At 37.0% G+C, this 24,397-nt stretch carries 29 protein-coding genes, 1 pseudogene and 1 riboswitch; of the genes and pseudogenes, 24 read left to right on the top strand and 6 right to left on the bottom strand.

The window, feature by feature from the left end; genetic code table 11:
- Positions 1–27: 27 nt before the first annotated feature.
- Positions 28–930, bottom strand: a complete 903-nt coding sequence (gene gltC / locus EW028_RS13330) for a glutamate biosynthesis transcriptional regulator GltC (RefSeq protein WP_131521218.1) — start codon at positions 928–930, stop codon at positions 28–30.
- 588 nt (positions 931–1,518) lie between these two features.
- Between gltC and sufC the strand changes: the two genes are divergently transcribed.
- The 15 genes from sufC to EW028_RS13405 all read left to right on the top strand — a co-directional run bounded on the left by sufC (position 1,519) and on the right by EW028_RS13405 (position 15,493).
- Positions 1,519–2,298 carry a Fe-S cluster assembly ATPase SufC gene (gene sufC, locus EW028_RS13335; protein WP_016994918.1) on the top strand — a complete coding sequence of 260 codons (780 nt, stop codon included), beginning with the start codon at positions 1,519–1,521 and terminating at the stop codon, positions 2,296–2,298.
- Between the two features lie 18 nt (positions 2,299–2,316).
- Complete coding sequence (gene sufD / locus EW028_RS13340; protein WP_131521219.1) at positions 2,317–3,624, top strand: Fe-S cluster assembly protein SufD; 1,308 nt, start codon at positions 2,317–2,319, stop codon at positions 3,622–3,624.
- Positions 3,624–4,853, top strand: coding sequence for a cysteine desulfurase (locus EW028_RS13345; RefSeq protein ID WP_048394396.1), 1,230 nt, complete (start codon positions 3,624–3,626; stop codon positions 4,851–4,853). Before sufD ends, EW028_RS13345 begins: the two co-directional genes overlap by 1 nt.
- Positions 4,843–5,268: a Fe-S cluster assembly sulfur transfer protein SufU gene (sufU, locus tag EW028_RS13350; RefSeq protein WP_036078619.1), complete on the top strand. Its 426-nt coding sequence runs from the start codon at positions 4,843–4,845 to the stop codon at positions 5,266–5,268. Before EW028_RS13345 ends, sufU begins: the two co-directional genes overlap by 11 nt.
- A 98-nt stretch (positions 5,269–5,366) precedes the next feature.
- A complete protein-coding gene (sufB, locus tag EW028_RS13355) occupies positions 5,367–6,764 on the top strand; it encodes a Fe-S cluster assembly protein SufB (protein WP_016993620.1) in 1,398 nt (465 codons plus the stop codon).
- 252 nt (positions 6,765–7,016) lie between these two features.
- On the top strand, positions 7,017–8,012 hold the full coding sequence (locus EW028_RS13360; protein ID WP_131521220.1) for an ABC transporter substrate-binding protein: 996 nt from the start codon (positions 7,017–7,019) through the stop codon (positions 8,010–8,012).
- A gap of 156 nt (positions 8,013–8,168) precedes the next feature.
- A complete protein-coding gene (locus EW028_RS13365; protein ID WP_131521221.1) occupies positions 8,169–9,026 on the top strand; it encodes a DUF72 domain-containing protein in 858 nt (285 codons plus the stop codon).
- Positions 9,026–9,850 (top strand): sulfite exporter TauE/SafE family protein, encoded by an 825-nt coding sequence (locus tag EW028_RS13370; protein WP_131521222.1) that lies wholly within the window; start codon positions 9,026–9,028, stop codon positions 9,848–9,850. The genes EW028_RS13365 and EW028_RS13370 overlap by 1 nt, the downstream gene beginning before the upstream one ends.
- A 20-nt stretch (positions 9,851–9,870) precedes the next feature.
- On the top strand, positions 9,871–11,238 hold the full coding sequence (locus EW028_RS13375; protein WP_131521223.1) for a bifunctional metallophosphatase/5'-nucleotidase: 1,368 nt from the start codon (positions 9,871–9,873) through the stop codon (positions 11,236–11,238).
- Positions 11,239–11,271: 33 nt separating this feature from the next.
- Positions 11,272–12,381 carry an HD-GYP domain-containing protein gene (locus tag EW028_RS13380; RefSeq protein WP_131521224.1) on the top strand — a complete coding sequence of 370 codons (1,110 nt, stop codon included), beginning with the start codon at positions 11,272–11,274 and terminating at the stop codon, positions 12,379–12,381.
- Positions 12,382–12,445: 64 nt separating this feature from the next.
- The gene (yunB, locus tag EW028_RS13385; protein ID WP_193767381.1) at positions 12,446–13,201 is read left to right on the top strand and encodes a sporulation protein YunB; all 756 of its coding nucleotides are present in this window, start codon (positions 12,446–12,448) and stop codon (positions 13,199–13,201) included.
- Positions 13,202–13,308: 107 nt separating this feature from the next.
- Positions 13,309–14,226: a lipoyl synthase gene (lipA, locus tag EW028_RS13390; RefSeq protein WP_004228269.1), complete on the top strand. Its 918-nt coding sequence runs from the start codon at positions 13,309–13,311 to the stop codon at positions 14,224–14,226.
- Between the two features lie 33 nt (positions 14,227–14,259).
- A complete protein-coding gene (locus EW028_RS13395; protein WP_004228271.1) occupies positions 14,260–14,607 on the top strand; it encodes a YutD family protein in 348 nt (115 codons plus the stop codon).
- A gap of 112 nt (positions 14,608–14,719) precedes the next feature.
- Positions 14,720–15,247: a D-glycero-alpha-D-manno-heptose-1,7-bisphosphate 7-phosphatase gene (locus EW028_RS13400; protein ID WP_131521226.1), complete on the top strand. Its 528-nt coding sequence runs from the start codon at positions 14,720–14,722 to the stop codon at positions 15,245–15,247.
- A gap of 51 nt (positions 15,248–15,298) precedes the next feature.
- On the top strand, positions 15,299–15,493 hold the full coding sequence (locus EW028_RS13405) for a hypothetical protein (RefSeq protein ID WP_193767382.1): 195 nt from the start codon (positions 15,299–15,301) through the stop codon (positions 15,491–15,493).
- An 83-nt stretch (positions 15,494–15,576) separates the two neighbouring features.
- On the opposite strand, the gene EW028_RS13410 is transcribed toward EW028_RS13405, so the two are convergent.
- Positions 15,577–15,843, bottom strand: a complete 267-nt coding sequence (locus EW028_RS13410) for a DUF3055 domain-containing protein (protein ID WP_009371988.1) — start codon at positions 15,841–15,843, stop codon at positions 15,577–15,579.
- Positions 15,844–15,931: 88 nt separating this feature from the next.
- Here EW028_RS13410 and EW028_RS13415 point away from each other — a divergent pair, with 88 nt between their 5' ends.
- Both EW028_RS13415 and EW028_RS13420 read left to right on the top strand, forming a co-directional pair.
- A complete protein-coding gene (locus tag EW028_RS13415) occupies positions 15,932–16,384 on the top strand; it encodes a DUF86 domain-containing protein (protein WP_009371987.1) in 453 nt (150 codons plus the stop codon).
- A complete protein-coding gene (locus EW028_RS13420; protein WP_131521228.1) occupies positions 16,381–17,133 on the top strand; it encodes a TIGR01457 family HAD-type hydrolase in 753 nt (250 codons plus the stop codon). Before EW028_RS13415 ends, EW028_RS13420 begins: the two co-directional genes overlap by 4 nt.
- 79 nt (positions 17,134–17,212) lie before the next feature.
- Here the strand turns inward: EW028_RS13420 and EW028_RS13425 are convergent, their stop codons facing one another.
- Positions 17,213–17,449 (bottom strand): YuzB family protein, encoded by a 237-nt coding sequence (locus tag EW028_RS13425; RefSeq protein WP_004228286.1) that lies wholly within the window; start codon positions 17,447–17,449, stop codon positions 17,213–17,215.
- Between the two features lie 269 nt (positions 17,450–17,718).
- On the opposite strand from EW028_RS13425, the gene EW028_RS13430 reads away from it, so the two are divergent.
- The gene (locus EW028_RS13430) at positions 17,719–18,783 is read left to right on the top strand and encodes an NAD(P)/FAD-dependent oxidoreductase (protein ID WP_004228288.1); all 1,065 of its coding nucleotides are present in this window, start codon (positions 17,719–17,721) and stop codon (positions 18,781–18,783) included.
- Between the two features lie 54 nt (positions 18,784–18,837).
- On the opposite strand, the gene EW028_RS13435 is transcribed toward EW028_RS13430, so the two are convergent.
- The gene (locus tag EW028_RS13435) at positions 18,838–19,173 is read right to left on the bottom strand and encodes a YuzD family protein (RefSeq protein WP_054549443.1); all 336 of its coding nucleotides are present in this window, start codon (positions 19,171–19,173) and stop codon (positions 18,838–18,840) included.
- A gap of 83 nt (positions 19,174–19,256) precedes the next feature.
- Here EW028_RS13435 and EW028_RS13440 point away from each other — a divergent pair, with 83 nt between their 5' ends.
- Positions 19,257–19,493: a NifU family protein gene (locus EW028_RS13440; protein WP_004228295.1), complete on the top strand. Its 237-nt coding sequence runs from the start codon at positions 19,257–19,259 to the stop codon at positions 19,491–19,493.
- A 50-nt stretch (positions 19,494–19,543) separates the two neighbouring features.
- On the opposite strand, the gene EW028_RS13445 is transcribed toward EW028_RS13440, so the two are convergent.
- Entirely contained in the window at positions 19,544–20,236 is a 693-nt protein-coding gene (locus EW028_RS13445; RefSeq protein WP_048394419.1) for a DUF2225 domain-containing protein, read from the bottom strand.
- A 186-nt stretch (positions 20,237–20,422) separates the two neighbouring features.
- On the opposite strand from EW028_RS13445, the gene EW028_RS13450 reads away from it, so the two are divergent.
- The 4 genes and pseudogenes from EW028_RS13450 (at position 20,423) to EW028_RS13460 (ending at position 23,117) form a co-directional block, all read left to right on the top strand.
- Complete coding sequence (locus EW028_RS13450) at positions 20,423–20,797, top strand: HesB/IscA family protein (protein WP_048394421.1); 375 nt, start codon at positions 20,423–20,425, stop codon at positions 20,795–20,797.
- 142 nt (positions 20,798–20,939) lie between these two features.
- Positions 20,940–21,302, top strand: a pseudogene (locus tag EW028_RS26080) (hypothetical protein); the annotation flags it as partial.
- Between the two features lie 57 nt (positions 21,303–21,359).
- Positions 21,360–21,995, top strand: coding sequence for a tyrosine-type recombinase/integrase (locus EW028_RS25890; RefSeq protein ID WP_255501643.1), 636 nt, complete (start codon positions 21,360–21,362; stop codon positions 21,993–21,995).
- Positions 21,996–22,664: 669 nt separating this feature from the next.
- Positions 22,665–23,117, top strand: coding sequence for a hypothetical protein (locus EW028_RS13460; RefSeq protein WP_131521230.1), 453 nt, complete (start codon positions 22,665–22,667; stop codon positions 23,115–23,117).
- A 181-nt stretch (positions 23,118–23,298) separates the two neighbouring features.
- Positions 23,299–23,489: riboswitch (cobalamin riboswitch) on the top strand.
- 308 nt (positions 23,490–23,797) lie between these two features.
- Here the strand turns inward: EW028_RS13460 and EW028_RS13465 are convergent.
- Positions 23,798–24,019, bottom strand: a complete 222-nt coding sequence (locus EW028_RS13465; protein WP_131521231.1) for a helix-turn-helix domain-containing protein — start codon at positions 24,017–24,019, stop codon at positions 23,798–23,800.
- 150 nt (positions 24,020–24,169) lie between these two features.
- On the opposite strand from EW028_RS13465, the gene EW028_RS13470 reads away from it, so the two are divergent.
- A partial coding sequence (locus EW028_RS13470) for a hypothetical protein (protein WP_131521232.1) occupies positions 24,170–24,397 on the top strand: 228 nt, incomplete at its 3' end.

The following is a 24,397-nucleotide window of genomic DNA, read 5'->3' on the forward strand; positions in this document are numbered from 1 at the left end:
GTTGATTCTTCTACCCTTAGCTCTTTTTTATTGAAATTGTGAAAGACGAGAAAAAAAGTTTTTCACAAAATCTAAGAAAATGACTTCTGATGGTGCAATTTCTCGATTTACGGGTGAAATAATACCAACAGTTCTAGGGATTGTAGGAGATTCAATAGGGACCTTGATGGTAAAGCGAGCTGCTGAATCATAAAGAGAGCTTTCTGGTAATAGACTAACACCTATGCCAGCAGCGACTAAGCCCTTTAATGCATCCAAATCTTCCCCCTCTGAAATGACATTAGGTAAAAAGCCTGCAGCTCGACAAGCATCCATCGCTACCTTATGCAAAATGTAACCATCTGGAAATAATACGAATAAATCATTTTTCAACTCTGCAAGCTGTATGCTTTCTCTTTTAGCTAATGGATGATTGGCTGGTAGGAGTGCGGCAATATTTTCAGTAAACAGAATGGTTGATTGAATGGATTCGTCCTTCGGGGGCAGGGGTCCCAAAAAGGCGAGGTTCAACTCCCGATTTTTGACTGCATCAATCAAAAATCGATAAGACCCTTGACGGAGTTGAAATTGTAAATCAGGATATTCTCGTTTAAAGGCTGAAATAACGGTTGGCAGAACATAGCTAGCTAAACTTGTTGGAAAGCCGATTTTAATTGAGCCCTTTGCAGGATCAAGATATTCTTCTACCTGCTTTGCTGCAAAATCGATGGCCTTTAATGCTGTAATGGTATGCTCAAGAAATGTCTTCCCTATTGGAGTTAATTTGACATTTCGTCCCACTCGTTCAAATAACGGAGTGCCTAACTCATCTTCAAGATTTGCGATTTGCCGACTAATGGCAGATTGGGCTACATGAAGATGCTCAGCAGCCTCGGAAATATGCTCACGTTCAGCAACCTCTACAAAATAGCGTAATTGACGTAACTCCACTACATTTCACCTCTATTAATCTAAAAATAAGATTGATTATACCTTAATTATATATTATTTAAGATGAAAAAGGACTGTTCATGTCAAAATAAAAATAATAAGCTGTTAGATGCATTTTTACTGGAAACAAAAGGATATTTATGGACATATCATCTAAATTAATGGAGAAATGGCAGAAACGTTGGATACAATCCATCAATTTTTATAGCAAAATTTCTTTCTTGCAATATGAACTTAAATTGATTCCATTTTCATGAAATAGGTTATAGTATAGATATGTTGTTTATGCTAATTTGTCACAAAACCGCTACAATTAGCACTTTTCTCGAGGTTTTCACTATGTAGCTAGATGAAATCAATTCTCAATTAGAGGGATTTTATTGAAAATGAAGAAAGTCTATTCTCATTGTTTAGGTGAAGTAGTAATAAACTGAAAATGCTTACAAAGTCTTTATTTTTAAAGATTTTATTTAAGGAATGGGAAAGTAATTGAAATGGTTTGCATAGAGAACGATTTTCAGTTAAGATTAGAATGATGATAATTAAGGAATGGTTGACCCATTCACTGAACACTATGGAGGTATTTTCATGTCAACTTTAGTTATTAAAGATCTTCACGTTGCTATCGACGGAAAAGAGATTTTAAAAGGCGTAAATCTTACAATTAATACAAACGAAATTCACGCAATTATGGGACCAAACGGAACTGGTAAATCAACACTAGCTTCTGCTATTATGGGTCATCCAAAATATGAAGTAACTTCAGGTACTGTTGAGTTAGATGGCGAAGATGTGCTTGAAATGGAAGTAGACGAGCGTGCTCAAGCTGGTTTATTCCTAGCTATGCAATATCCATCTGAAATTGCTGGTGTTACAAATGCTGATTTCTTACGTTCAGCAATTAACGCGCGTCGTGAAGAAGGCGATGAAATTTCATTAATGAAATTTATCCGCGAATTAGATAAAAACATGGAATTCCTTGAAATGAACGAAGATATGGCTCAACGTTATTTAAATGAAGGTTTCTCTGGCGGTGAGAAAAAACGTAATGAGATTCTTCAATTAATGATGATTAAACCAACATTTGCAATCTTAGATGAAATTGACTCTGGTCTTGATATCGATGCATTGAAAGTTGTCTCAAAAGGCATCAACGCAATGCGTGGTGAAGGCTTTGGCTGCTTAATGATTACACACTATCAACGCCTATTAAACTACATTACACCAGACCATGTACACGTAATGATGCAAGGACGTGTTGTTAAATCAGGTGGTGCAGAGCTTGCACAACGCTTAGAAGCAGAAGGTTATGACTGGATTAAAAAAGAATTAGGAATCGAAGAAGAAACAGAAGAACAAGAAGCATAAGAAGGAGGACGAACTAGCATGACAGTGGAACTTAACTTGCCTGTAACAGTACAGGACGTGCGCTCGTTCTCAGAAGCAAATGGTGAACCAACTTGGTTTACAGAACTTCGCGCGGCAGCACTAGACAAAGTAACTGGTTTAGATTTGCCAAAACCAGATAGAACGAATATTACAAAATGGGATTTCATGAACTTCCCAGCGTTGGCAGTTCATAGTGAGGCATTCCCTTCATTGGATGCTCTACCTGAAGAAGCAAAAGGTTTAATTGACCTTGAAGCACAAGAAAACCTATATATTCAACGTAATAATACACCAGCATATATTAAGGCATCACAAGAACTTGCGGATAAAGGTGTTATTTTTACTGATATTTTCACAGCAGTTCGTGAACATAGCGAACTTGTTCAAAAATACTTTATGACTGAAGCAGTTAAAGTAGATGAGCATAAATTAACAGCACTTCATGCAGCACTTGTTAATGGTGGTGTGTTTGTATACGTACCAAAAAACGTGATCATTGAGCAACCACTTCAAGTTGTTTTCCTTAATGACAATGCAGAAGCTTCATTATATAACCATGTTTTAGTAGTAGCAGAAGCGAATTCAGCTGTAACATATGTGGAAACATATGTTTCAACAGTTGAAGAGGCAAAAGGGCAAGCGAATATTATTGCAGAAGTTGTTGTTCAAGATAATGCACAGGTGACATATGGTGCAGTGGATGTCCTTGCAAAAGGCTTTACGACTTATGTAAATCGTCGTGCACGTTTAGCACGTGACGCGAAAGTTGACTGGGCTCTTGGTTTAATGAATGATTCAGACACAATCTCTGAAAACATTACACATTTGATTGGTGACGGTTCTCATGCAGATACAAAAACAGTCGTAGTTGGTCGTGGAGAACAAAAACTTAACTTCACTACTGAGGTTCGTCATTGGGGTAAAAACTCTAACGGGCATATCTTAAAGCATGGTGTCATGAAAGATGCAGCTCAATCAATCTTTAACGGTATTGGCTATATCGAGCATGGTGCAACAAAAGCCGATGCACAACAAGAATCACGTGTATTAATGCTGTCAGAAAAAGCTCGTGGGGATGCAAACCCAATTTTATTAATTGACGAAGATGATGTAACAGCAGGACACGCAGCATCTGTTGGTCGAGTAGATCCATTACAGCTTTACTATTTAATGAGCCGTGGTATCTCGAAAGCAGAAGCAGAGCGCCTTGTTATCCATGGATTCCTTGCGCCAGTTGTTACGCAATTACCAATTGAAGGCGTTCAAAAGCAACTGACGGAGGTTATTGAAAGGAAAGTTCGCTAATGATGAATAAAGACATTAAAAGCTATTTCCCAATTTTAAATCAGGATGTAAATGGTCATAGACTTGTATATCTTGATAGTGCAGCGACGTCTCAGAAGCCTGTTCAAGTGATTGAAGCGATTAAAGCTTATTATGAATTTGATAATTCCAATGTTCACCGTGGGGTGCATACACTAGGAAACCGTGCAACAGATAAATATGAAGGTGCTCGTGAAAAGGTTCGTAAGTTTATTAATGCACAATCAACACAGGAAATTATTTTTACGCGTGGGACAACAACCGCTTTAAATACAGTTGCGACAAGTTATGGACGTGCAAATGTTGTCGAGGGTGATGAAATAGTCATTACTCATATGGAGCATCATTCCAATATTATTCCTTGGCAACAATTAGCCAAAGAAAAAAATGCAACTTTAAAATACATTGAGCTTGAAGCAGATGGCACTCTTAGCCTAGAGAAAGTACGTGCGACAGTCACACCTAAAACAAAAATTGTTTCGGTGTCTATGGCATCAAACGTACTTGGAACAATAAATCCAATTAAAGAAATTGCTCAAATTGCACATGCTAATGGTGCTGTCATGGTAGCTGATGGTGCACAGGCTGCGCCACATATGAAAATTGATGTGCAAGATTTAGATGTAGATTTCTTAGGTTTCTCAGGGCATAAAATGTGCGGACCAACTGGAATAGGTGTACTATATGGTAAAAAGGAACACCTTGAAAAGATGGAGCCAATTGAGTTTGGTGGCGAAATGATTGATTTTGTTGGGCTTTATGAGTCAACGTGGAAGGAATTACCGTGGAAATTTGAAGGTGGAACGCCTATTATTGCAGGTGCAATAGGATTAGGAGCCGCTATCGATTTCTTAACTGATATCGGGTTAGATAACATTCTAGAGCATGAGCATAAGCTTGCAGGCTACGCAATGGATCAACTTGAAACAATTGACGGTTTGAAAATTTTCGGCCCACGTGACCCTATGAAGCGTTGTGGATTAGTAACATTTAATTTAGATGATGTACATCCACATGATGTGGCAACGGTGCTTGACATGAACGGGATTGCTGTTCGTGCAGGACATCATTGTGCACAGCCACTAATGAAATGTCTTCAGCAAGTAGCGACAGCGCGTGCAAGCTTCTATCTGTACAATACAGAGGAAGATATTGACCGTTTAGTTGCAGGGTTACGTTCTGCGAAGGAGTATTTTGGCGATGTCTTTTAATAATTTAGATCAACTATATCGTTCAGTCATTATGGATCACTATAAAAATCCTCGTAATAAAGGCTCTTTAGAAGAGGATGCTGTAACGATTGATATGAACAATCCTACATGTGGTGATCGTATTCATTTAACATTAAAAGTGACTGACGGTGTTGTAGAGGATGCGAAATTTGATGGTGAAGGCTGTTCTATTTCTATGTCTTCTGCATCAATGATGACACAGCTCATCAAAGGGAAAAAAGTAGAAGAAGCTATTGAGCTTTCTGATATTTTTTCTAAAATGATGATGGGTGAAGAGTACAGTGATAAATATGACCTAGAGGATGTGGAGGCACTGCAAGGTGTTTCACAATTCCCAGCACGAATTAAATGTGCAACATTGGCTTGGAAAGCAATGGAAAAAGGTGTGAAATAAATCTTACTTCCTTGTTCTTGAGTGAAAGCTACTATGGCTTCACTCAAAGCAAGGGATGATTACCTAGAAAATACATCTCAATGAACGGAGGAGAAACGATGGCTAAAAAAATGCCTGATATCGGCGATTACAAATACGGTTTCCATGACAAGGACGTATCAATTTTCCGTTCAAAACGCGGTTTAACTGAAGAAATCGTCCGTGAAATTTCAAATATGAAACAAGAGCCAGAATGGATGCTTGAATACCGTTTAAAAGCTCTTGAAACATTTTATACAAAACCGATGCCACAATGGGGTGGCGATCTTGGAGATTTAGATTTTGATGAAATTACGTACTATGTAAAACCATCAGAAGCTACTCAAAAATCATGGGATGAAGTACCTGATGAAATCAAAGCAACTTTTGATAAATTAGGTATCCCAGAAGCAGAACAAAAATATCTTGCAGGTGTATCTGCACAATATGAGTCTGAGGTAGTTTATCACAACATGAAAAAAGACCTTGAAGATCTTGGTATTGTGTTCAAAGATACTGACTCTGCTTTACGTGAAAACGAAGATATTTTCAAACAATATTGGGGCAAAGTGATTCCTTACACAGACAATAAATTTGCTGCTTTAAACTCAGCAGTATGGTCAGGTGGATCATTTATTTATGTGCCACCAGGTGTTAAAGTAGAAACACCATTACAAGCTTACTTCCGTATTAACTCAGAAAATATGGGTCAATTCGAACGTACACTTATTATTGTAGATGAAGGCGCTCACGTACACTATGTTGAAGGTTGTACAGCTCCTGTTTACACAACAAACTCCTTACACTCAGCAGTTGTAGAGATTGTTGTTCGTAAAGATGCATATTGCCGTTATACAACGATTCAAAACTGGGCGAACAATGTTTACAATCTTGTAACAAAACGTACAGTTGTAGAAGAAAACGGTACAATGGAATGGATTGATGGTAACATCGGTTCCAAATTAACAATGAAATACCCAGCATGTATCCTAAAAGGTGAAGGTGCTCGTGGTATGACATTATCGATTGCATTAGCAGGTAAAGGACAACACCAACATGCTGGCGCAAAAATGATCCATATGGCACCAAATACATCTTCAACAATCGTTTCTAAATCGATTGCTAAACAAGGTGGTAAGGTAACGTATATGGGACAAGTTCGTTTTGGTCCTAAAGCAAGTGGTGCACGTGCTAACATCGAATGTGATACGCTGATTATGGATAATCAATCGACTTCTGATACAATTCCTTATAACGAGATCTTTAATGATAATGTATCTTTAGAGCACGAAGCAAAAGTTTCAAAAGTATCTGAAGAACAATTATTCTATTTAATGTCTCGCGGAATTTCTGAAGAAGAAGCAACAGAAATGATCGTAATGGGCTTCATCGAGCCATTCACAAAAGAACTACCAATGGAATACGCAGTAGAAATGAACCGTCTGATTAAATTCGAGATGGAAGGTTCTATCGGTTAATTTATTAGCCACCCCTAGTCACAACATAAATTGTGACTAGGGGTTTTTTGTGTTTTTACGTTGAGAATAAAAATGGATATTTATAATATATCGAAATAGTACTGGATTTTTTAAAGATTACATACTAAAATGATAATGAGAATCAATATCAATTAAAGGGGGCTGATAAATCTAGAAGATGTTCAGTTCTTCAATAAACCAGATGAGATAGTTAATCATCCTAACAATCATCATTCAAAGGAGAATCGGTAAATGAAAAAGAAGTTTTTATTTATTAGTTTCATAGCATTATTTATACTCATTCTCGCCGCATGTGGGGAGAAGAAGGCAGTAGAAGAGGAATCCTCCACTGATACACGAAAAGAAGATGTGACACAAACAAAAGAAGAATCAACAAATGAAAATGGCACGAGAACGATTGAATATCTTGGTGAAAGCTATGAAGTGCCAGAAAAAGTGGAAAGAATTGTTGTAACAGGAGCTATGGAAGCAATGGAGGATATGGTTGTGCTGGATGTTCACCCAGTTGGAACTATTGCTATTGGCGGCAAATTCCCTGAGCTATATGCTTCGGTAACAGACAAAGCAGAATCTATTGGTGAGAAGATTAAACCAAATTTTGAAAAAATAGTAGAATTAAATCCAGATGTCATTTTAGGCTCCACAAAGTTTCCAGAAGAGGTACAAAGTAAATTAGAGAAAATTGCACCTACAATTTTGGTTTCACATATTTCGACGAACTGGGAATCTAATTTGAATTTACTAGCTGAACTAACTGGTAAGCAAGCAGATGCTGAGAAGATATTATCTACATATAAAGCTGATATTGAAGCTGTTAAATCCACGTTAACTGAAAAACTACAAGATCAAAAAGTGGCGGCTATTCGTATTCGTGGAGGACAAGCGTATGTTTATCCAAAAGAAGTATTTTTAAATGCAGTTCTTTATGGAGAGCTTGGTTTAGCAGTACCTGATGAAGTTGCTAAAGCTAAATCTCAAGAGGCTATTTCTGTTGAGCAGCTTGCAGATATGAATCCTGATTATTTATTTGTGCAGTTTTCAACAGATGAAAATGCGGACGCGCCGAATGCTTTAGAAGACTTTAAAAAGAATCCAATTATCCAAAATATTACTGCATTTAAAAATGATCAAGTATTTGTTAATGTACTAGATCCATTAATGGAGGGTGGCCCTGCATACAGCCGAATTAAGTTTTTAGAGGCTATTCAGCAAAATCTTGTGAAATAAACGTCGCCTGTTATAGTAGCATGAGTTCAATGGAATATGGACTCATGCTTTTTCTTTGGCATAATTAAGTGATAAAAGAAGGTAGATTTTTTACATGATGTTTATTTGTAGTGACATACTGTGTGCTATGATTATGTACATAGAGGAGGATGTCACATGATTGTAGTAGGATTAACTGGTTGGGGCGATCACCCTTCACTTTATAGTGAAGTGACTACTTCAAAGGATAAATTATTTGATTACACAGGTCATTTTTTAACGGTTGAAGTAGATACTTCTTTTTATGCCATACCAGCCAAAGAGCATATTCGGAAATGGTGTGAGGATACACCTGAAAACTTCCGTTTTGTTGTGAAAGCTTACCAAGGCATGACGGGTCATTTACGTGGAGAGATTCCCTTTGAATCAAAAAATGATATGTTCAATGCATTTATTGAGTGTGCCAATGAATTTAAACGTTATGGAAAGCTAGCCATGGTATTAGCACAATTTCCACCATGGTTTGATTGCCAGGGAAAAAATGTGCAATATTTATTGTATATCCGACAACAGCTAAAGGATTTTGAAGTAGCGATTGAATTTCGAAATCAAACATGGTATGCAGAAAATGTTGTCAAGCAAACGATAGATTTCTTACGAGAACATCAATTTATTCATACGATTTGTGATGAGCCACAGGCTGGTGTAGGATCTGTTCCTTTCTACCCTGTAGTGACTGCAAATAAAGCGTTGATTCGTCTTCATGGTCGCAATATACATGGATGGCGGAACACGGGAAATGCAGAAAATTGGCGTAAAGTTCGCTTCTTATATGATTATAATAAAGAAGAATTACTGCAGCTTGGGGATAGCATGAAAAAGCTTGAACCAGAGGTCAATGAACTCTTCGTTTTATTTAATAATAATTCTGGTAATCATGCAGCGAAAAACGCAAAGGAGCTACAAGGTATGTTAAATATTAACGATGTCGGGTTGGCACCTAAACAATTAAACATGTTTGAAGGGGAACTATAATGGAATTTATTTTATTAGTCATCATTGCCTTGCTTGCTGGTCTAATTGGCTCATTAGTTGGGCTAGGCGGTGGTGTAGTATTAGTACCAGCAACATTATACATCGGCTTAAATTTAGGAATGATTCCAGATATTACACCACAAAGAGTAGTCGGTTTATCAGTGGTGATGATGATTTTCACGGGACTTGCCTCCACGCTAAGCTATATGAAATCTAAAACGGTGGATTATAAAAGTGGTTTTATATTCTTTATTGGAAGTATTCCAGGAACAATCCTTGGCGCATGGGTCAATAAAGGGTTAGATTTACCATCCTTTAATTTGTATTTTGGTATTTTACTTATTATTTTATCGATTATTTTGCTTGTGCGGGACAAACTGAAGCCTGTAAAATGGTTTGTAAAAAATGGTATGCAACAAGAATTTACTGACTCTGAGGGAAAAAACTATGTATATGGCTATCCCATTTGGTTTGCTATTACATTAACATTTGGTATTGGCTTTGCTTCTGGTTTATTTGGAATAGGTGGCGGCTCCATGATCGTGCCAGCAATGATTATTTTATTCTTATTCCCACCACATGTCGCGGTGGCAACATCGATGTTTATGGTATTTTTAACGTCCATCGTTAATTCTGCAAGCCATGTTTATTTCGGTCATGTACCTTGGCTTTATACTATTCCAGTTATTCCTGGTGCTTATGTTGGAGCAAAGCTGGGTGCTGCGTTAAATAAAAGAATTAAATCCGATACACTTGTACTAGCTTTAAGGATTATTCTCTTATTACTAGGAATTCGGTCTATTATAGAAGGCATATTAGCTTAATTTGAAGTGAGGTGGCTTTAATGCTTGAAAAGATCCATATTTTTCACACAAATGATTTGCATAGTCATTTTAAGTATTGGCCACGAATGCAAAGCTATGTGAAAGAAATGCGCAATAAATTAGGGAGTATAGGGGAAACAAGCTATTTGTTTGATGTCGGAGATCATTTAGATCGTTCCAATATTTATACAGAAGCAACAGTTGGGAAAGGGAATGTGCGATTGTTAAATGAGGCGGGTTACGATGTGGTGACAATCGGCAACAATGAAGGCATTACATTATCCCATGAAGAGCTCTTCCACTTGTATGACAATGCTAATTTTGATGTTGTAGTTGCAAATGTATATGCCTCCCACGGGATGAAGCCAGCATGGATGAAGCCTTATGTAATCTTAACAACAGCAATGGGTACGAAAATTGGCGTCATTGCAGCCACGGCCATGTTTGAAGTATATTATGAAGAATTAAATTGGCATATGGACGATGCTCGAAGTACACTGCTACGTTTAGCGCATCAACTACGTGAAGAAGTAGACATTGTTGTATGCTTATCCCATTTAGGCATTACAGAGGATGAGCTCTTAGCGGATGAGTGTCCAGAAATTGATGTTATATTCGGCTCTCATACGCATCATGTCCTACCAGAGGGCAAAGTGATTAATGGGGTTTTACTGACAGGTGGAGGTAAGTTTGGTCAATATACTGGACATCTTATCATAGAATATGATAAAAAATTGAGGAAAATTGTTGAAAAAAAGGATACTTTAATTCATAATAAGGATTTGCCAATTGTTAAAAATGAACAGATGATGGTACAGTTTTTGGAGGATGAAGGAAACAGAATATTGGATACTCCAGTTTTTACAACAAAAAAAGCCTACAACAAGGAATGGTTCCATTATTCACAGCTGTCTGATTTATTTGCACATGCAATTTTGGAAAAAAGCGGAGCCGACTGTGCATTATTCAATGCAGGGATATTTTTAGATGGTCTTCCTAAGGGAATAGTGACTGCTTTAGATTTGCACCGAATTTTTCCACATCCCATTAATTTATGTACAATTGAATTATCCGTCGCTGAAATGAAAGAAATTTATATGCAATCCAAAAATGAAGAATGGCCCTATATCGAACTAAAAGGATTAGGGTTTCGAGGCGTTATTTTTGGAAAAATATTGACATATGGATTTTCCATGAATGAAAATCGACAATTATTAATTAATGGTAAGCTAGCAGATCAAAATCACACTTATAAACTGGTCACATTGGATCTGTTTACATTTGGTTATTTTTATCCAAGTTTTAAATATGCAAAAAAACAATATATTTTACCTGAATTTTTAAGAAACATTATGATAGATTATGGTCAAAGATTCTTTAAACAATAGAGAGAGTTTAAAGAATGGAATGGGGAAGAAGTCATGCGATTAATTTCAATCGATGTATTAAAAGAAGGAATGGTATTAGGAAGAACCATTTGGAATGAGGCAGGTCATCCGCTTTTAAAGAAAGATGTTGTCATTAATGACCGTATTATTCAAAGACTTCAACAGTTAAATACACATTATTTATATATTGACGATGAGATTTCTGAGGGTATCGAAGTAGAAGAGACCGTTCCACCTGCTATGCGAAATAAAGTCATCAAAACTATAAAGGATTCGTTCCAGTCCATTGATGGTTTGAATCCAGTAAATGCTTCTTATATATTAGATCAGCAATCAAAGACAATTGTTTCGATTGTAGATGAATTACTTTCTGCAGTTACTGGAAATAATGAAATTCTAACCATTTTAACAGATGCTTATTTATTTGATGAATATTTATATCAGCATTCTTTCCAAGTGACATTGTATTCTATTGCCATTGCCAAAGAACTTGGCTACTCTGCTGAGGATTTACGTTTGATCGGGATCGGTGCATTATTACACGATGTCGGTAAACTAATGGTACCAAAAGATATTTTAACAAAGCCAGGACGTTTAACGAATGATGAATTTGAAATGATGAAGATGCATGCTCGTTATGGTTTTGATTTATTGCGGAATTTACATTCAATCTCTCTGCTTGTGGCGCACTGTGCTTTCCAACACCATGAGCGTATTGATGGAAGTGGCTATCCAAGAGGACTTGTTGACTTTGAAATTCATCCATTTGCCAAGATAATTGGCGTTGCAGATGTTTTTGATGCGGTGACGACGAATCGTGTATACCGAGAGAAAATGCTCCCTTCACAAGGACTAGCTATTGTTGAAGCTGGCTCTGGTACTCTTTATGATGCTCGAATTGTAAAAGCTTTAAAAAGAGCTGTCGTTCATTATCCAAATGGTGTTATTTTAAAATTATCAGATGGACGCCGTGGGATTGTATCGAGACAAAACACGTTGGATGCGGCATTACCATGGATTCGTATTTTTGAAGAACAAGATCAATTGCTCACAGCTACATATGAAGTTAATTTAGTGGATTATCCTGATGTAACAATTGAAAATGTTGAGACGGATTATGTGGTTCCAGCAAAAGTAGAATAAATTCCTCCTCCTGTTCATACGTTATGGAACAGGAGGAGATTTTTTGTTTTTCCCTCGAAAAAGAATGAAATTACGCTCATATGGTAGAAGGGGAATGCGTCTTAATAAATTAACGATTTTAATTGTTAGTATGGTTGTTTGCCTTATATTATTTATTTATTATTTAAATGAACGGCTCATGCCAACCTATTTGCAATATGCGGAAGTGCAAACTACGAAGATTGCCTCATATGTTGTGAGTAAAGCCATTAATTCACGTACCTCTAATGTATTAGATGTCAATGATATCATTGAAGATATTCCTCCAGGTACGTCTGAAATGATGACGACTAAGTTTAATACAGAAATCATTAATCGTGTTCGGGCAGAGACATTAGAGCTTGTTAAAATGTATTTGGAGCAAGCTGAACAAGGAGAGCTATCCCATTTACCTGAATTAGATAATGTGGAATATGATATTAACAGGATCCAAGATGGTGATGGCATTGTCTTTTTTGTACCGCTTGGTCAAGCAGCTAATATCCCATTACTTGGAAATTTAGGGCCGAAGATCCCAATCCGTTTCCATGTGATTGGGAATGTTCATAGTAATGTGACATCCTCTATTCAAGAATTTGGTATCAATAGTGCTTATGTGGAGGTAGGTATTCATTTAGAGGTAAATGTTCAGATTATTGTTCCTTTCGCTAGTAAGTCTTCTACCGTTGCGCAGGATATACCTGTAGCGATGGGCCTAACAAGGGGACCTGTTCCAAACATTTATACCAATAGTAGTGACGCGCCACAACCGTCCATAGAAATACCTGTCCCTTATAAATAGAAATGTTTGTTGTGATAGTTGTTGGAGTGCCTTTAATATGTTACATTGACAACAGTGAAGATAGTTAATATTAAAAAATGTATATTTTTGATAGGGGCGATACTCGTATGACATCTTGTAAACCTACAAGTAAAGAAGAACATGTAAGAAAACCAGACTGGCTAAAAATAAAACTAAACACGAATGATGAATATAAAGGGCTTAAAAAGCTGATGCGTGAGAAAAATCTGCATACAGTATGTGAAGAAGCTCGTTGTCCAAACATCCACGAATGCTGGGGAGAGAGACGTACTGCTACCATGATGATTCTTGGTTCCGTTTGTACACGTGCTTGTCGTTTCTGTGCAGTGAAAACAGGTTTACCAAATGAACTAGATTTGGCGGAACCTGAGCGCGTTGCAGATTCAGTAGCCATTATGAATTTAAAGCATGTTGTTATTACAATGGTAGCACGTGACGATTTAAAGGATGGCGGAGCGCAAGTTTTAGCAGAAACAGTACGTGCAATTCGTCGTAAAAGTCCTTTCACATCTGTTGAGGTATTGCCATCAGATTTAGGTGGGATGAAGGAGAACCTTCAAATGTTAATGGATGCAAAACCAGATATTTTAAATCATAATATTGAAACAGTACGCCGTTTAACACCTAGAGTGCGCGCTCGTGCAAAATACGAACGCTCTTTAGAGTTCCTGCGTTTAGCTAAAGAGATGCAGCCTGAAATTCCAACGAAATCATCACTAATGATTGGATTAGGCGAGACACATGAAGAAATTTTAGAAGTCATGGACGATTTACGTGCAAATAATGTAGATATTATGACGATCGGTCAGTATTTACAGCCAACGAAAAAGCATTTACCAGTTAAAAAATACTATTCACCAATAGAATTTGGTAAACTGCGTAAGATTGCCATGGAGAAAGGCTTTAAGCATTGTGAGGCTGGCCCACTTGTACGTAGTAGTTATCATGCAGACGAACAAGTAAATGCTGCAACGAAAGAACGTCAATTACAAGCGGAAGTGTAAACGTCAAGGCTGAACGAAAAGGGTGGTGTCACTTTGATTATAGTTGAAGGATTAGAATATGAACTAATAGAAGATTATCGCGAGGCCTTTCAGGAGGAAGTTTTTCAGGAAAGATACTCAGATATCTTAGCCAGATACGATTATATTGTAGGTGATTGGGGCTATAACCAGTTACGTTTAAAGGGGTTTTTTGATGATAAAAATCAAAAATCCACTTTTGATACAAAAATAAGTACGCTTCAAGATTATCTATACGAATACTGTAATTTTGGCTGTGCTTATTTTGTATTACGTAAACTGGGGAAAGTTATGAAACAGCCAGAAGTAGTGGATATGAGTGAAGTAACAAAGCCTACAGACCATGAACCTTTAGCAGAATAAATTCTTATACAAAAACCTGATGTGATAGGCATCAGGTTTTTTTATCATTGTTAGCTTTTGTGTAATTGGGGAAAACTAAAGCACAAAACAGCTTATCGAAGGTGTGTTGCAAATGAAAAGAGCCGTATTTTTAGATCGTGATGGTGTTATCAATGAAGTGCTAACAAATCGTGTGAAGTTTGTGAATAAGCCTAAGGATTTGTACTTTTTACCGCAAGTGCCTGAAGCAATCAGAAAGCTAAATAAGCATTTTGATTATGTGTTTGTCGTGACAAATCAAGGTGGGGTTGGTTTAGGCTTTATGAAGGAAAGTGGTTTACAGAAAATACATGAACATATGGTGAAGGAGCTAAAGAAAAAAGGGGCAACGATCCATGAAGTCGTTTATTGTCCACACAAACCTAAGTCAGGTTGTGCCTGCCGCAAGCCCAATAGCAAATTAATTGTGGATTTAGGAAAGAAATATAACATTGATTTATCAAAATCCTATATGGTAGGCGATACAGATACGGATATTATTGCAGGAAAACGGGCAGGAACAAAGGGTGTTTTCCTAGGAGAACAAGATTCATTAGCAGATGCTGTCTTTCCAGATTTAATAAGTGCTGCCCAGTGGATTATTAAGGATGTCACAGCTTAAACGTATTGAGAAAAAGGGCGTATAAATCATTAAAAAAGGGATAATTTATGAATGGAGGTGATGATGTTGGCAAAAGAAAAACGCAATAAAAAGCCATTAGATCGAGAGGAATATGGGTATGGTTATGATATTAGTGTAGACGATTTAGCTGTGATTGGTCAAAATCAGCAAGCGAAAAAGCAAAATGATAATGAAAATAAAGACAAGCCCCATAATAAAGATAATCCATCCACTTTAAATAAATAACAATACGTAAAAAGATTTCGCAATCGCTCAGGGTTAGCGAAATTTTTTTATGTTATATAAAAAAACACCCAATAAAATGGGTGTTAGTTCAATAATTCACGCAAGTATTCCCGTAATTCGATTGTTTCTTCCTCTGTGCGATTGTACACATGTTCTAAGTAACCAGGCTCTTCTACATCATCAGGACCAATAATAGCAAAGCGACCGAACTGGATATCCATGACAAGCACTTTTCCAAAGAAGCGGCCAGATTGTAATATAGCTAAATCATAACGTAGCTTTTGTCCAGCAAAACTAACAAATCTTGTTTTCGTATCTTCTACATCATCATATAAAAAAAAACGTTCCATCTTTTAATCTCCTTCCAATCCTATAGTTATGGTACTATAGAAGAGAAAAGACTATCAACTTTTAATGATTTGAATGGGGGCTTTCCTTGTGTATTTTGTAGATCGTAATAAAATCACAAAAAATTTACAGTACTTAGATGGGCTATTAACTATTTTGGAGACAGAGGATAACTGGCTTCAGAATGATATAAAGAAATTAGCTATCGAGCGAATTGGACACAACATTATGGAGTCAATGATGGATGTAGGAAATTTAATGATTGACGGTTTCATTATGCGCGATCCAGGAAGCTACGAGGATATTATTGATATTTTAGTCGATGAAAAAGTTGTAGCTGCTGATTTGGAAGCACCATACAAAGCAGTTGTTGGCTTACGTAAAATGCTAGTGCGTGAGTTTATAGAGGTAGATATCCAAGAGGTTATCCATGTACTAACAGCCAATCTAACGGCTTTAAAGCAGTTCTCGCCAGCAGTTCATAATTATTTAACAAATGAATTAGGACCTGTTTCAGCATTTTTGCCAGAGGATCATCAATGAAACAATATAAGGCCTATTGCTTTGATTTAGATGGTACTGTCTACCGTGGGAAGGAAGGTATTCCTTCTGCGGTAGCTTTTATTCATCGTTTACAGCAAGCAGGAATTGAGCCATTCTATGTAACGAATAATTCTTCCAAGACGCGAGAACAACTGCAAGAAGCTTTACTATCTATTGGTGTGAACGCGCCATTAGAGCATATTTATTCAAGTGCATTGGTCACAGCAAAGTATGTGGCCCTACATTTTTCAGGCAAAAAAGTAGCGATGATGGGTACAGATGGTATTCGTCAAGCACTACTCAATGAAAATATTGTGCCTGTTGAGCATGAACCCGATGTATTTGTTATGGGGATTGATCGTACGCTTGATTATATGGCACTTGCTAGAGCAACGGTTTTTGTTCAGCAAGGAGCGACCTTTATTGCCACGAATCAGGATATTAAATTTCCAACAGAATACGGGTTCTTACCAGGCAATGGTTCTTTTGCACGCTTGGTAGGAGAAGTTGCAGATGTTGAACCAATCTATATTGGTAAGCCATCGCCAGCCATGCTTGAAGTAATTACTACCGAACATGGAATTGCGAAAGAAGACATGGTAATGATCGGTGATAATTATGATACGGACATTATGTGTGGCATTCGCTTTGGCTGTGACACCATTCATGTGAATACTGGTGTGACGCCTACAGAGACTGTCCTCAAAAAAGAATGCCAACCTACATATGTAGTGGACGTACTAAAGTAATAAAAGGATGTTTATGCTAATTTTCAGCATAACATCCTTTTTATTTGTTCAAATTTATTCATATAGGTATTTTAGAAAACTACCATAAAGGATTTTCTTCAATAAATTGATAAATGGCTTTCGTTAATTCATCAGGAGAATCTGCTTCTACTAATTCACCGTTTACTATTGCATAAAAGGATTCTGAGCACTTTGTACAATAACTGAGGCAGCCATATTCCAAAACGTCGATGTTTGGATCGCGTTCGAGTACTTCATAAGTTGCTTGAGAGCCATTTGCTAAATTACTTATACAAAATTCAACCATTGGATTCATCCATGTCACCTCACCAAAGTAATGCTACTCGGTTTTACGATTTTCGTCAATTATTTATGTTTAAGAGAAAAGAAACGTTTTTTAATAAAAGATAAAGGGAATTTGTTATTAATGGCTTAAAAATCAATAGAAATGAACAGGTTCTCGTTTATTTTGTGAAATCTTTCACAAAATTTCATTCTGATATTGTGAAACTTCTCACAATCGGTTATACTCGTTTGTGGATACTTTGTGAACAATTATTAAAAGAGATATAAAAGGAGACTATTATGGGAAAATTAGTACTTTTAGGTGGCGGCTACGGCAATATGCGTGTCATGCTTCGTCTATTAAACAGCCTACCATTAGACAGAGAGGTAGTTATAGTAGATAGAGCCCCTTTCCATAGTTTAAAAACAGAGTTTTATGCATTGGCGGCAGGGACAGCAACAGATAAAGAAATTCGTGTAAGCTTCCCAGAGCATGAACGTTTAACAGCCGTATATGGAGAAGTCGTTGAAATTAATCGTGCGGAAAAAGTAGTCATTCTTGAAGACGGACAACGTATAGAATATGATGATTTAGTCATTGGGCTTGGCTGTGAAGATAAATATCATGGTGTACCAGGTGCGGAAGAGTATACGTACAGCATTCAAACAATGGGTAAATCACGTGCAACATTCCAAGCACTTTGTGGGTTACCAGCTGGGTCTACAGTTGGAATTATAGGGGCTGGCCTAAGTGGAATTGAGCTTGCAAGTGAGCTACGTGAAAGTCGCTCAGATTTAAAAATCAAGCTATTTGACCGTGGTCAACGTATATTGAAAGATTTTCCAGAAAAACTAAGTAAGTATGTAAAGGATTGGTTTGTAAAGCATAATGTTGATGTGGTTGCCAATTCAAATATTACAAGAGTAGAGCCAGGTAAAATTTTTAATCATGATGATGAAATTTTACTCGATGCAGTGGTTTGGACTGCAGGTGTCCAGCCAGTCAAAATTGTGCGTGATATGGATGTTGAGAAAGATAAACATGACCGTCCACTTGTCACACAGTATTTTAATTTACTCGATGATGAACATGTCTATGTTGTAGGAGATTGTGCTTCATCAGATTTAGCCCCAACAGCACAATTAGCAGAGGAACAAGCGGAGCAAATTGTGAAAGTACTTCGTATGCGTTGGAAAGGTGAACATTTACCAGAGAAGATGCCAGATATTAAATTAAAAGGCTTTATGGGAGCTCTTGGTAAAAAACAAGGCTTTGTATACTTAGCTGATACAACAGTAACTGGGCGTATCGCTCGCTTAATGAAATCAGGATTATTATGGTATTACAAACGTCAAAATGATTAATTAGCTGAAAGGGATTGTTTCAAAAATCATTTTGAAACAATCCCTTTATTTTTATTAAACCGTTTCGTCTGGGACAAACCCTAAATTTTCAAGGGCCGTAAATACAGGCTTTAATTGGACATAGCCCTCTCCAACTACCTCATTGTTAATGAGGACAAGGGGGTAGAAAAATTCATCGTCTTGAATACGTGACGCATACTCTTGGTCGCGTTCATTCTCAATTGGACCTTCAATATCGATATAGCGAATATCATATGCTTGATCTGGATATTTGCGATTGATGGCTGCTTGTAGCCACTCATATGTATCCTTGGAAGATGGGGCATTGACACAACTAGCACAGATGACAGCTGTTCCATAAATTTCAATCATAGGTTTTGTTGATGGCATAGTATTTTCTCTCCTTGTGATTCAATATTGGATTTTTTCTGTTGCTAACATTATAATCATTATAAGGAAAGGAGTCGAGATAAATGGCAGAAGCAACAATTAACGACCAAGTTCAAGAGGTATTAGATAAATTACGTCCATTCTTACTACGTGACGGTGGAGACTGTGAATTAGTAGATGTTGAGGATGGCGTTGTGAAATTACGTTTATTAGGTGCTTGTGGCAGTTGCCCAAGTTCTACGATTACATTAAAAGCTGGTATTGAACGAGCATTATTAGAAGAAGTACCAGGTATCGTGGAAGTAGAGCAAGTATTCTAAGCCTTTTTAAAAAGTTCTAGCTGTTTGCAAGCTAGAACTTTTTTATTTACCTATTTATGACGCGCATGTTCTTTTTCTTCACGAATAATGGCCCACTGTTCTTTCGCCATATCTATAATTTTTGCCTCACCACCGACACTTTGTTTTTCAATGACTCTAGAAAAGAAGCGTGTCGCATTTTCAATATCTCCAATACGTCTAGATAATTCAGCAATCATATACATAATTCGGACAGCTGACATTTGTGTAGAGCTGTAGTCCTCGGTAGAATAAGATTCCATATAATAATCACGTGCTAATTTCATAAAGCGCTCTTCTTGTCCACTATTGTTTAAGGAACGATAAAGCCATGCAAGACGTAAAGTTAGTCCAGCAATCGCTACATTTTTTTCTTTTTTAATCGTGCCACAAAGAAACGCTAACTTATAGGCTTGAATGGCTTGAAATACGGTACGTTCACCCTTGAAATCATGATGCACCCATTTTTCTGTAATTTGTGTACGTATATCATCTTGGATACCCGGTGCAAAATATTTTGTAAAGTCTTCTGTAAAGGAAAAGCCACAATGCTCACATACAAAAACATTATAATAGAGAGCATTCACTTCATCTGCATAAATAGGTTGAAAATCTGTTTCCGTATGATCTACTTTAATAAATTTTGAACGCACTTTTAATGTTGGAAATTCTTTTTTGCAATTTAAACATTGAATTTTTTTCTCATAATATGGTGAAATCTCCATATATATTACCCCCTGCCAAGAATTCGTTGTAACTATTATACCAATGATGTTTTTATTAACATGAATAAAAAATACTATTAATGTGAAAAATATGAGAATGATAACTTATAATCGACTTGAAGCTGAATGTTTGTCATACAATGGTCAAAATTGTTATGATAATACGTAAGAAGGAAGGTGATTGGGATGACAAGTACAAAGCAAATTATAGAAGTGACACAGGCTGCTGGCTTTCATATTAATGAAATGATGGAGCATAATGAAGAACAAGGTTCTTTTTTACGTGTAGTGGTGAATGGTGGCGGCTGTAGCGGGCTATCCTATGGCATGCATTTTGATAAAGAGAAAAAAGATGATGATTTTGAAGATGTACAGCATGGTTTAACAATTCTTGTTTCCCGTGAAGATGCGCCGATTTTGATGGGAACAAAAATTGACTATAAACAATCGCTAATGGGCGGTGGCTTCACCATCGATAATCCAAATGCCATCGCATCATGTGGTTGCGGTACTTCATTTAGAACAGCAAAGCGTGAAGGTACGCCTGAGGTTTGTGAGTAACGAATTGAACGGACAGTAGGACGTCATGCTTACGTATTTATACCGACTAGTTGTTAGTTGGTTTCTATCGGATATATGAATATTAACGCTAAATTGCGCTTTCTTACGTATTGAAAATCGATACGGAAGGGAGCGTTTTTTTATGTCTGAAAATCGTTCAATTAAACGACGTAGAGCAAGAGTAGAGGCGCGTGAAAATGAATCGATTAGGACCGTACATAAAATCGGTCTGTCTGACGGATGGAATTATTTCATTACCGCTAAGATTGGCGAAGGTATTCGGAGAAGGACGCAAGAGGATTATTCGAACACTTGGCGTTATTTTACCGAATGGTTATTCGAAGCTGATTATAAGGTTCGATATGTTAACGATGTTACATCTTCAATGTGCCGTGAATACATTCGTTATTTAACAGAAGAAGCACCGCGTTTTAAGAATCACAAGTACATGAGCGGTGACTATGGCAAAGGATTATCATCTGCCACTATTAATATGCGAATTAGAGCTTTAAAGGTGGCCTTCAACTTTTGGAAGGCGGAGAACATGGTGCGTATAAGTCCGATGGATAATATCAGATGCCAAAAAGATGATGTAGATAAAATAGAATCGTTTACAGATGAACAAATTGAAGCATTAATAAACGCCTGCGATCAACGTACTTACGTAGGGTTCCGCGATTATGTTTTTCAAATTTGTCTATTGGATACGGGAATGCGAATGAATGAATTGCTTTCGATAACACCCGAATCAATCGACATTAAGACTCGTTGTATTCATTTAGGTGCGGAGTTTAATAAAAATCGTCGATATAGAGTCGTACCGATTTCGCAGGATACATTGAAACTTCTATTTGAGTTAGTAGACGAGAATAAGCAACATTTCCCTGAAGCGAAACGTATTTTCTTATCTTGTTACGGTGAAGAAGTGCGCGATACGCAGATGAATAAACGATTGAAATATTACGGAGACGTTACCGGAGTAGGTAAAGAAATTCGAAGCACCGCTCATACATGGAGACATACATTTGCGCGCAATTTTATTTTAAATGGCGGTGACCCCTATACGCTAATGCGAATTTTAGGTCATTCCAGTATTACGATGACTCGCAGATATGTGCAGATGACTGACGGTGATATACAGGTCAAGCACTTAGAGTATTCACCTTTGCGGAAATTGAGAACGAAACTCCGTAAATAAAAAAGAAAAAGCCTAGCGTTGGAGCGCCAGACCTTTCTTATTCCGATTTAACACAAATATGCCCGCCAGCATAAGTGTTTCACTCACAACTGAATATGAGCGATGATATGCCTTCATTTTACTTGAAAAAAAGATAAAATGCAAAGGTCTAGTTTCCTATTGTCTTTTTAGGAACGCTCACTGACGAGAAGCCGTTAAGCGTCATTAAAAAACACGTCAGGTTATGCTGAGCCAACGCAATAAATTCAGCTATATCGCAGATACACGTTTCCCTGTTAACGTAGCGACGAATAGCGAGCACGGCTTTACGGTGCGGTAGGTTTACTGGCTCTTTACGGAGAGGGTAACTATAATCAGGCGTATTTTACGCACATGCAGGACAGTAATTGCATGAGATGATAGCGGAAGAAATTCCGATACGAACAGGGCAACGAGAAACATCAGACGTCACATGACGCTAGTTATTGCGTATTTACTTTATGTCTATTACTCTTTTTTGAGTTTTAGATATAAGGTAACTACGTTTCAGCCGATTTCATAGAGCGAGCGCCATTCTGCTAGTTATTGGGTGCGTTTGTCAAGCTATAAAATATACAATTATCTCGTAATTGGGGGATAATGGTTTCCGTAGAAGATAGTGTTATAATTTAATTATTAGGGGGTGAAATTATGCATATATATAGTGATGATATTATTGATGGAAGAGCCGTACCGCCACTTGTTATCAGAGAAAATTACACTTTAACTGGAACCCATCGAGGTACTGTACACGTTGAAACAGAAGAGTTTATTCTCTTAGGTAGCTTACGTGGAACTTTAGTAGTGCACAGTGGGAGTACCGTATTAATACAAGGAAAACAACGTGGGACGGTATTCATCGAAAGTGGGGCAATTGTAAAAGTAAGTGGTGAAGTGAATGGAACTACTTCTATAGAAAAAAATAGTACATTAATTATTGAAGAGAGTGGGAAGTTAGCAGGAACTTCTAAAATTGATGGTTCATTAATTATACGTGGTATTTTTGGAGGTGCTACGTCTGGTTGTGGACAAGCTATTGTTGAAGGTAATGGAATAATTAAAAAACCAACAATCAAGAATGGTGTTAATTATTATGAATGGTAATACTTAATAAAGTGTCTAATTGAGTATGCTTTATTTTAACTAGAATAGTGATTGTAAGCAAAAGAGCGCTGCCAATTAGTCGGCTTGCGCTTTTTCTAGTAAGCATAAATTTATTCCAATAAAAATTCTATTAATAATTGACTTATTTTTCATAAAGCGTTATTCTATATATAGAATAAAATAACATATTTGATGTTTTGGTACTACTATATGTAGTTTAAAAGGGAAGTTCGGTAAATTCCGGCGCTGTTCCCACAACTGTGAAAGCTGACAATGATTAATATTCACTGTACTTTGAGTATACTTTGAGTACGGGAAGGTAATCAGCGGAAGAAGCTAAGCCAGGAGACCTGCCTAAACACTAATTTTCTCTAATAAAGACTTTTAGTGTTTAGCTAGTTTCGAGGTTTACTTTTTTCGCTTTTTTCTTTGTTCTCGAAGTCTAGCTTGCTGATTTTATTAGAGGGTTTATTCTTAAACTTTTATAAATGGCAGGTGAAAAACAGTGGAATTAGCAACATTAATTGTCAGCGTTGTAACTTGTGTTTGTATGATTATTTTTGAGATACTAAAGATTTGTTTAAAAAATAATGACTAATAAAAAACTTGAAGCAAAACAATCAGAGCGAGAGATGCATAGTTCTATCACGATAGTGAAAATAAGAAAAAGACGATAGCCGTTATTGGCCGTCGTCTTTTTTGTCTTCTAATGCTAAGATGTCGGAAATACTTACATTCAATATTTTACATAATGTACCTAAAGTATCTCGTTGATATTGCATTGTAGTGTCGTTGTACATGCGTCGAACAGTCTCTTTTGGTAAGCTACACATTTCAGCACACTTTGAAATAGATAGATTTCGTTCGTCCAATACTTGCTTTAAAGTTGATTTCACGCGCATAAGATTATCCCACTCTCCCTTTGAATTGATTATATAAAAATTATGTAATTTTGACAACGGAATGTAGTTGACAACGGAACGTAGTCGATGTATTATGTGTTTATCGACTACAATTCGTAGTCATAAATATATTTATGGGAGGTTGTTTTTATGAATACTCAAATGCAGATTGTAGAGGTTGAACCGGGCTATAGTTACGTAGTTGAACGAACACAGTTACTTGATGGGGTACATTTAGAGGTTTTCAGACAGCCAGGATACCCAGACGATGCGATCCTGTTTATTGGTGAAAACGAGATACTATTCGCTTGGACAGATGAAGCAGCAGCATTATTTGACGAACTAGACACGTGCGAACCTATCGAACTGCTAGCGATT

This window comes from Lysinibacillus sp. OL1 (assembly GCF_004332175.1).
Taxonomy (GTDB): domain Bacteria; phylum Bacillota; class Bacilli; order Bacillales_A; family Planococcaceae; genus Lysinibacillus; species Lysinibacillus capsici.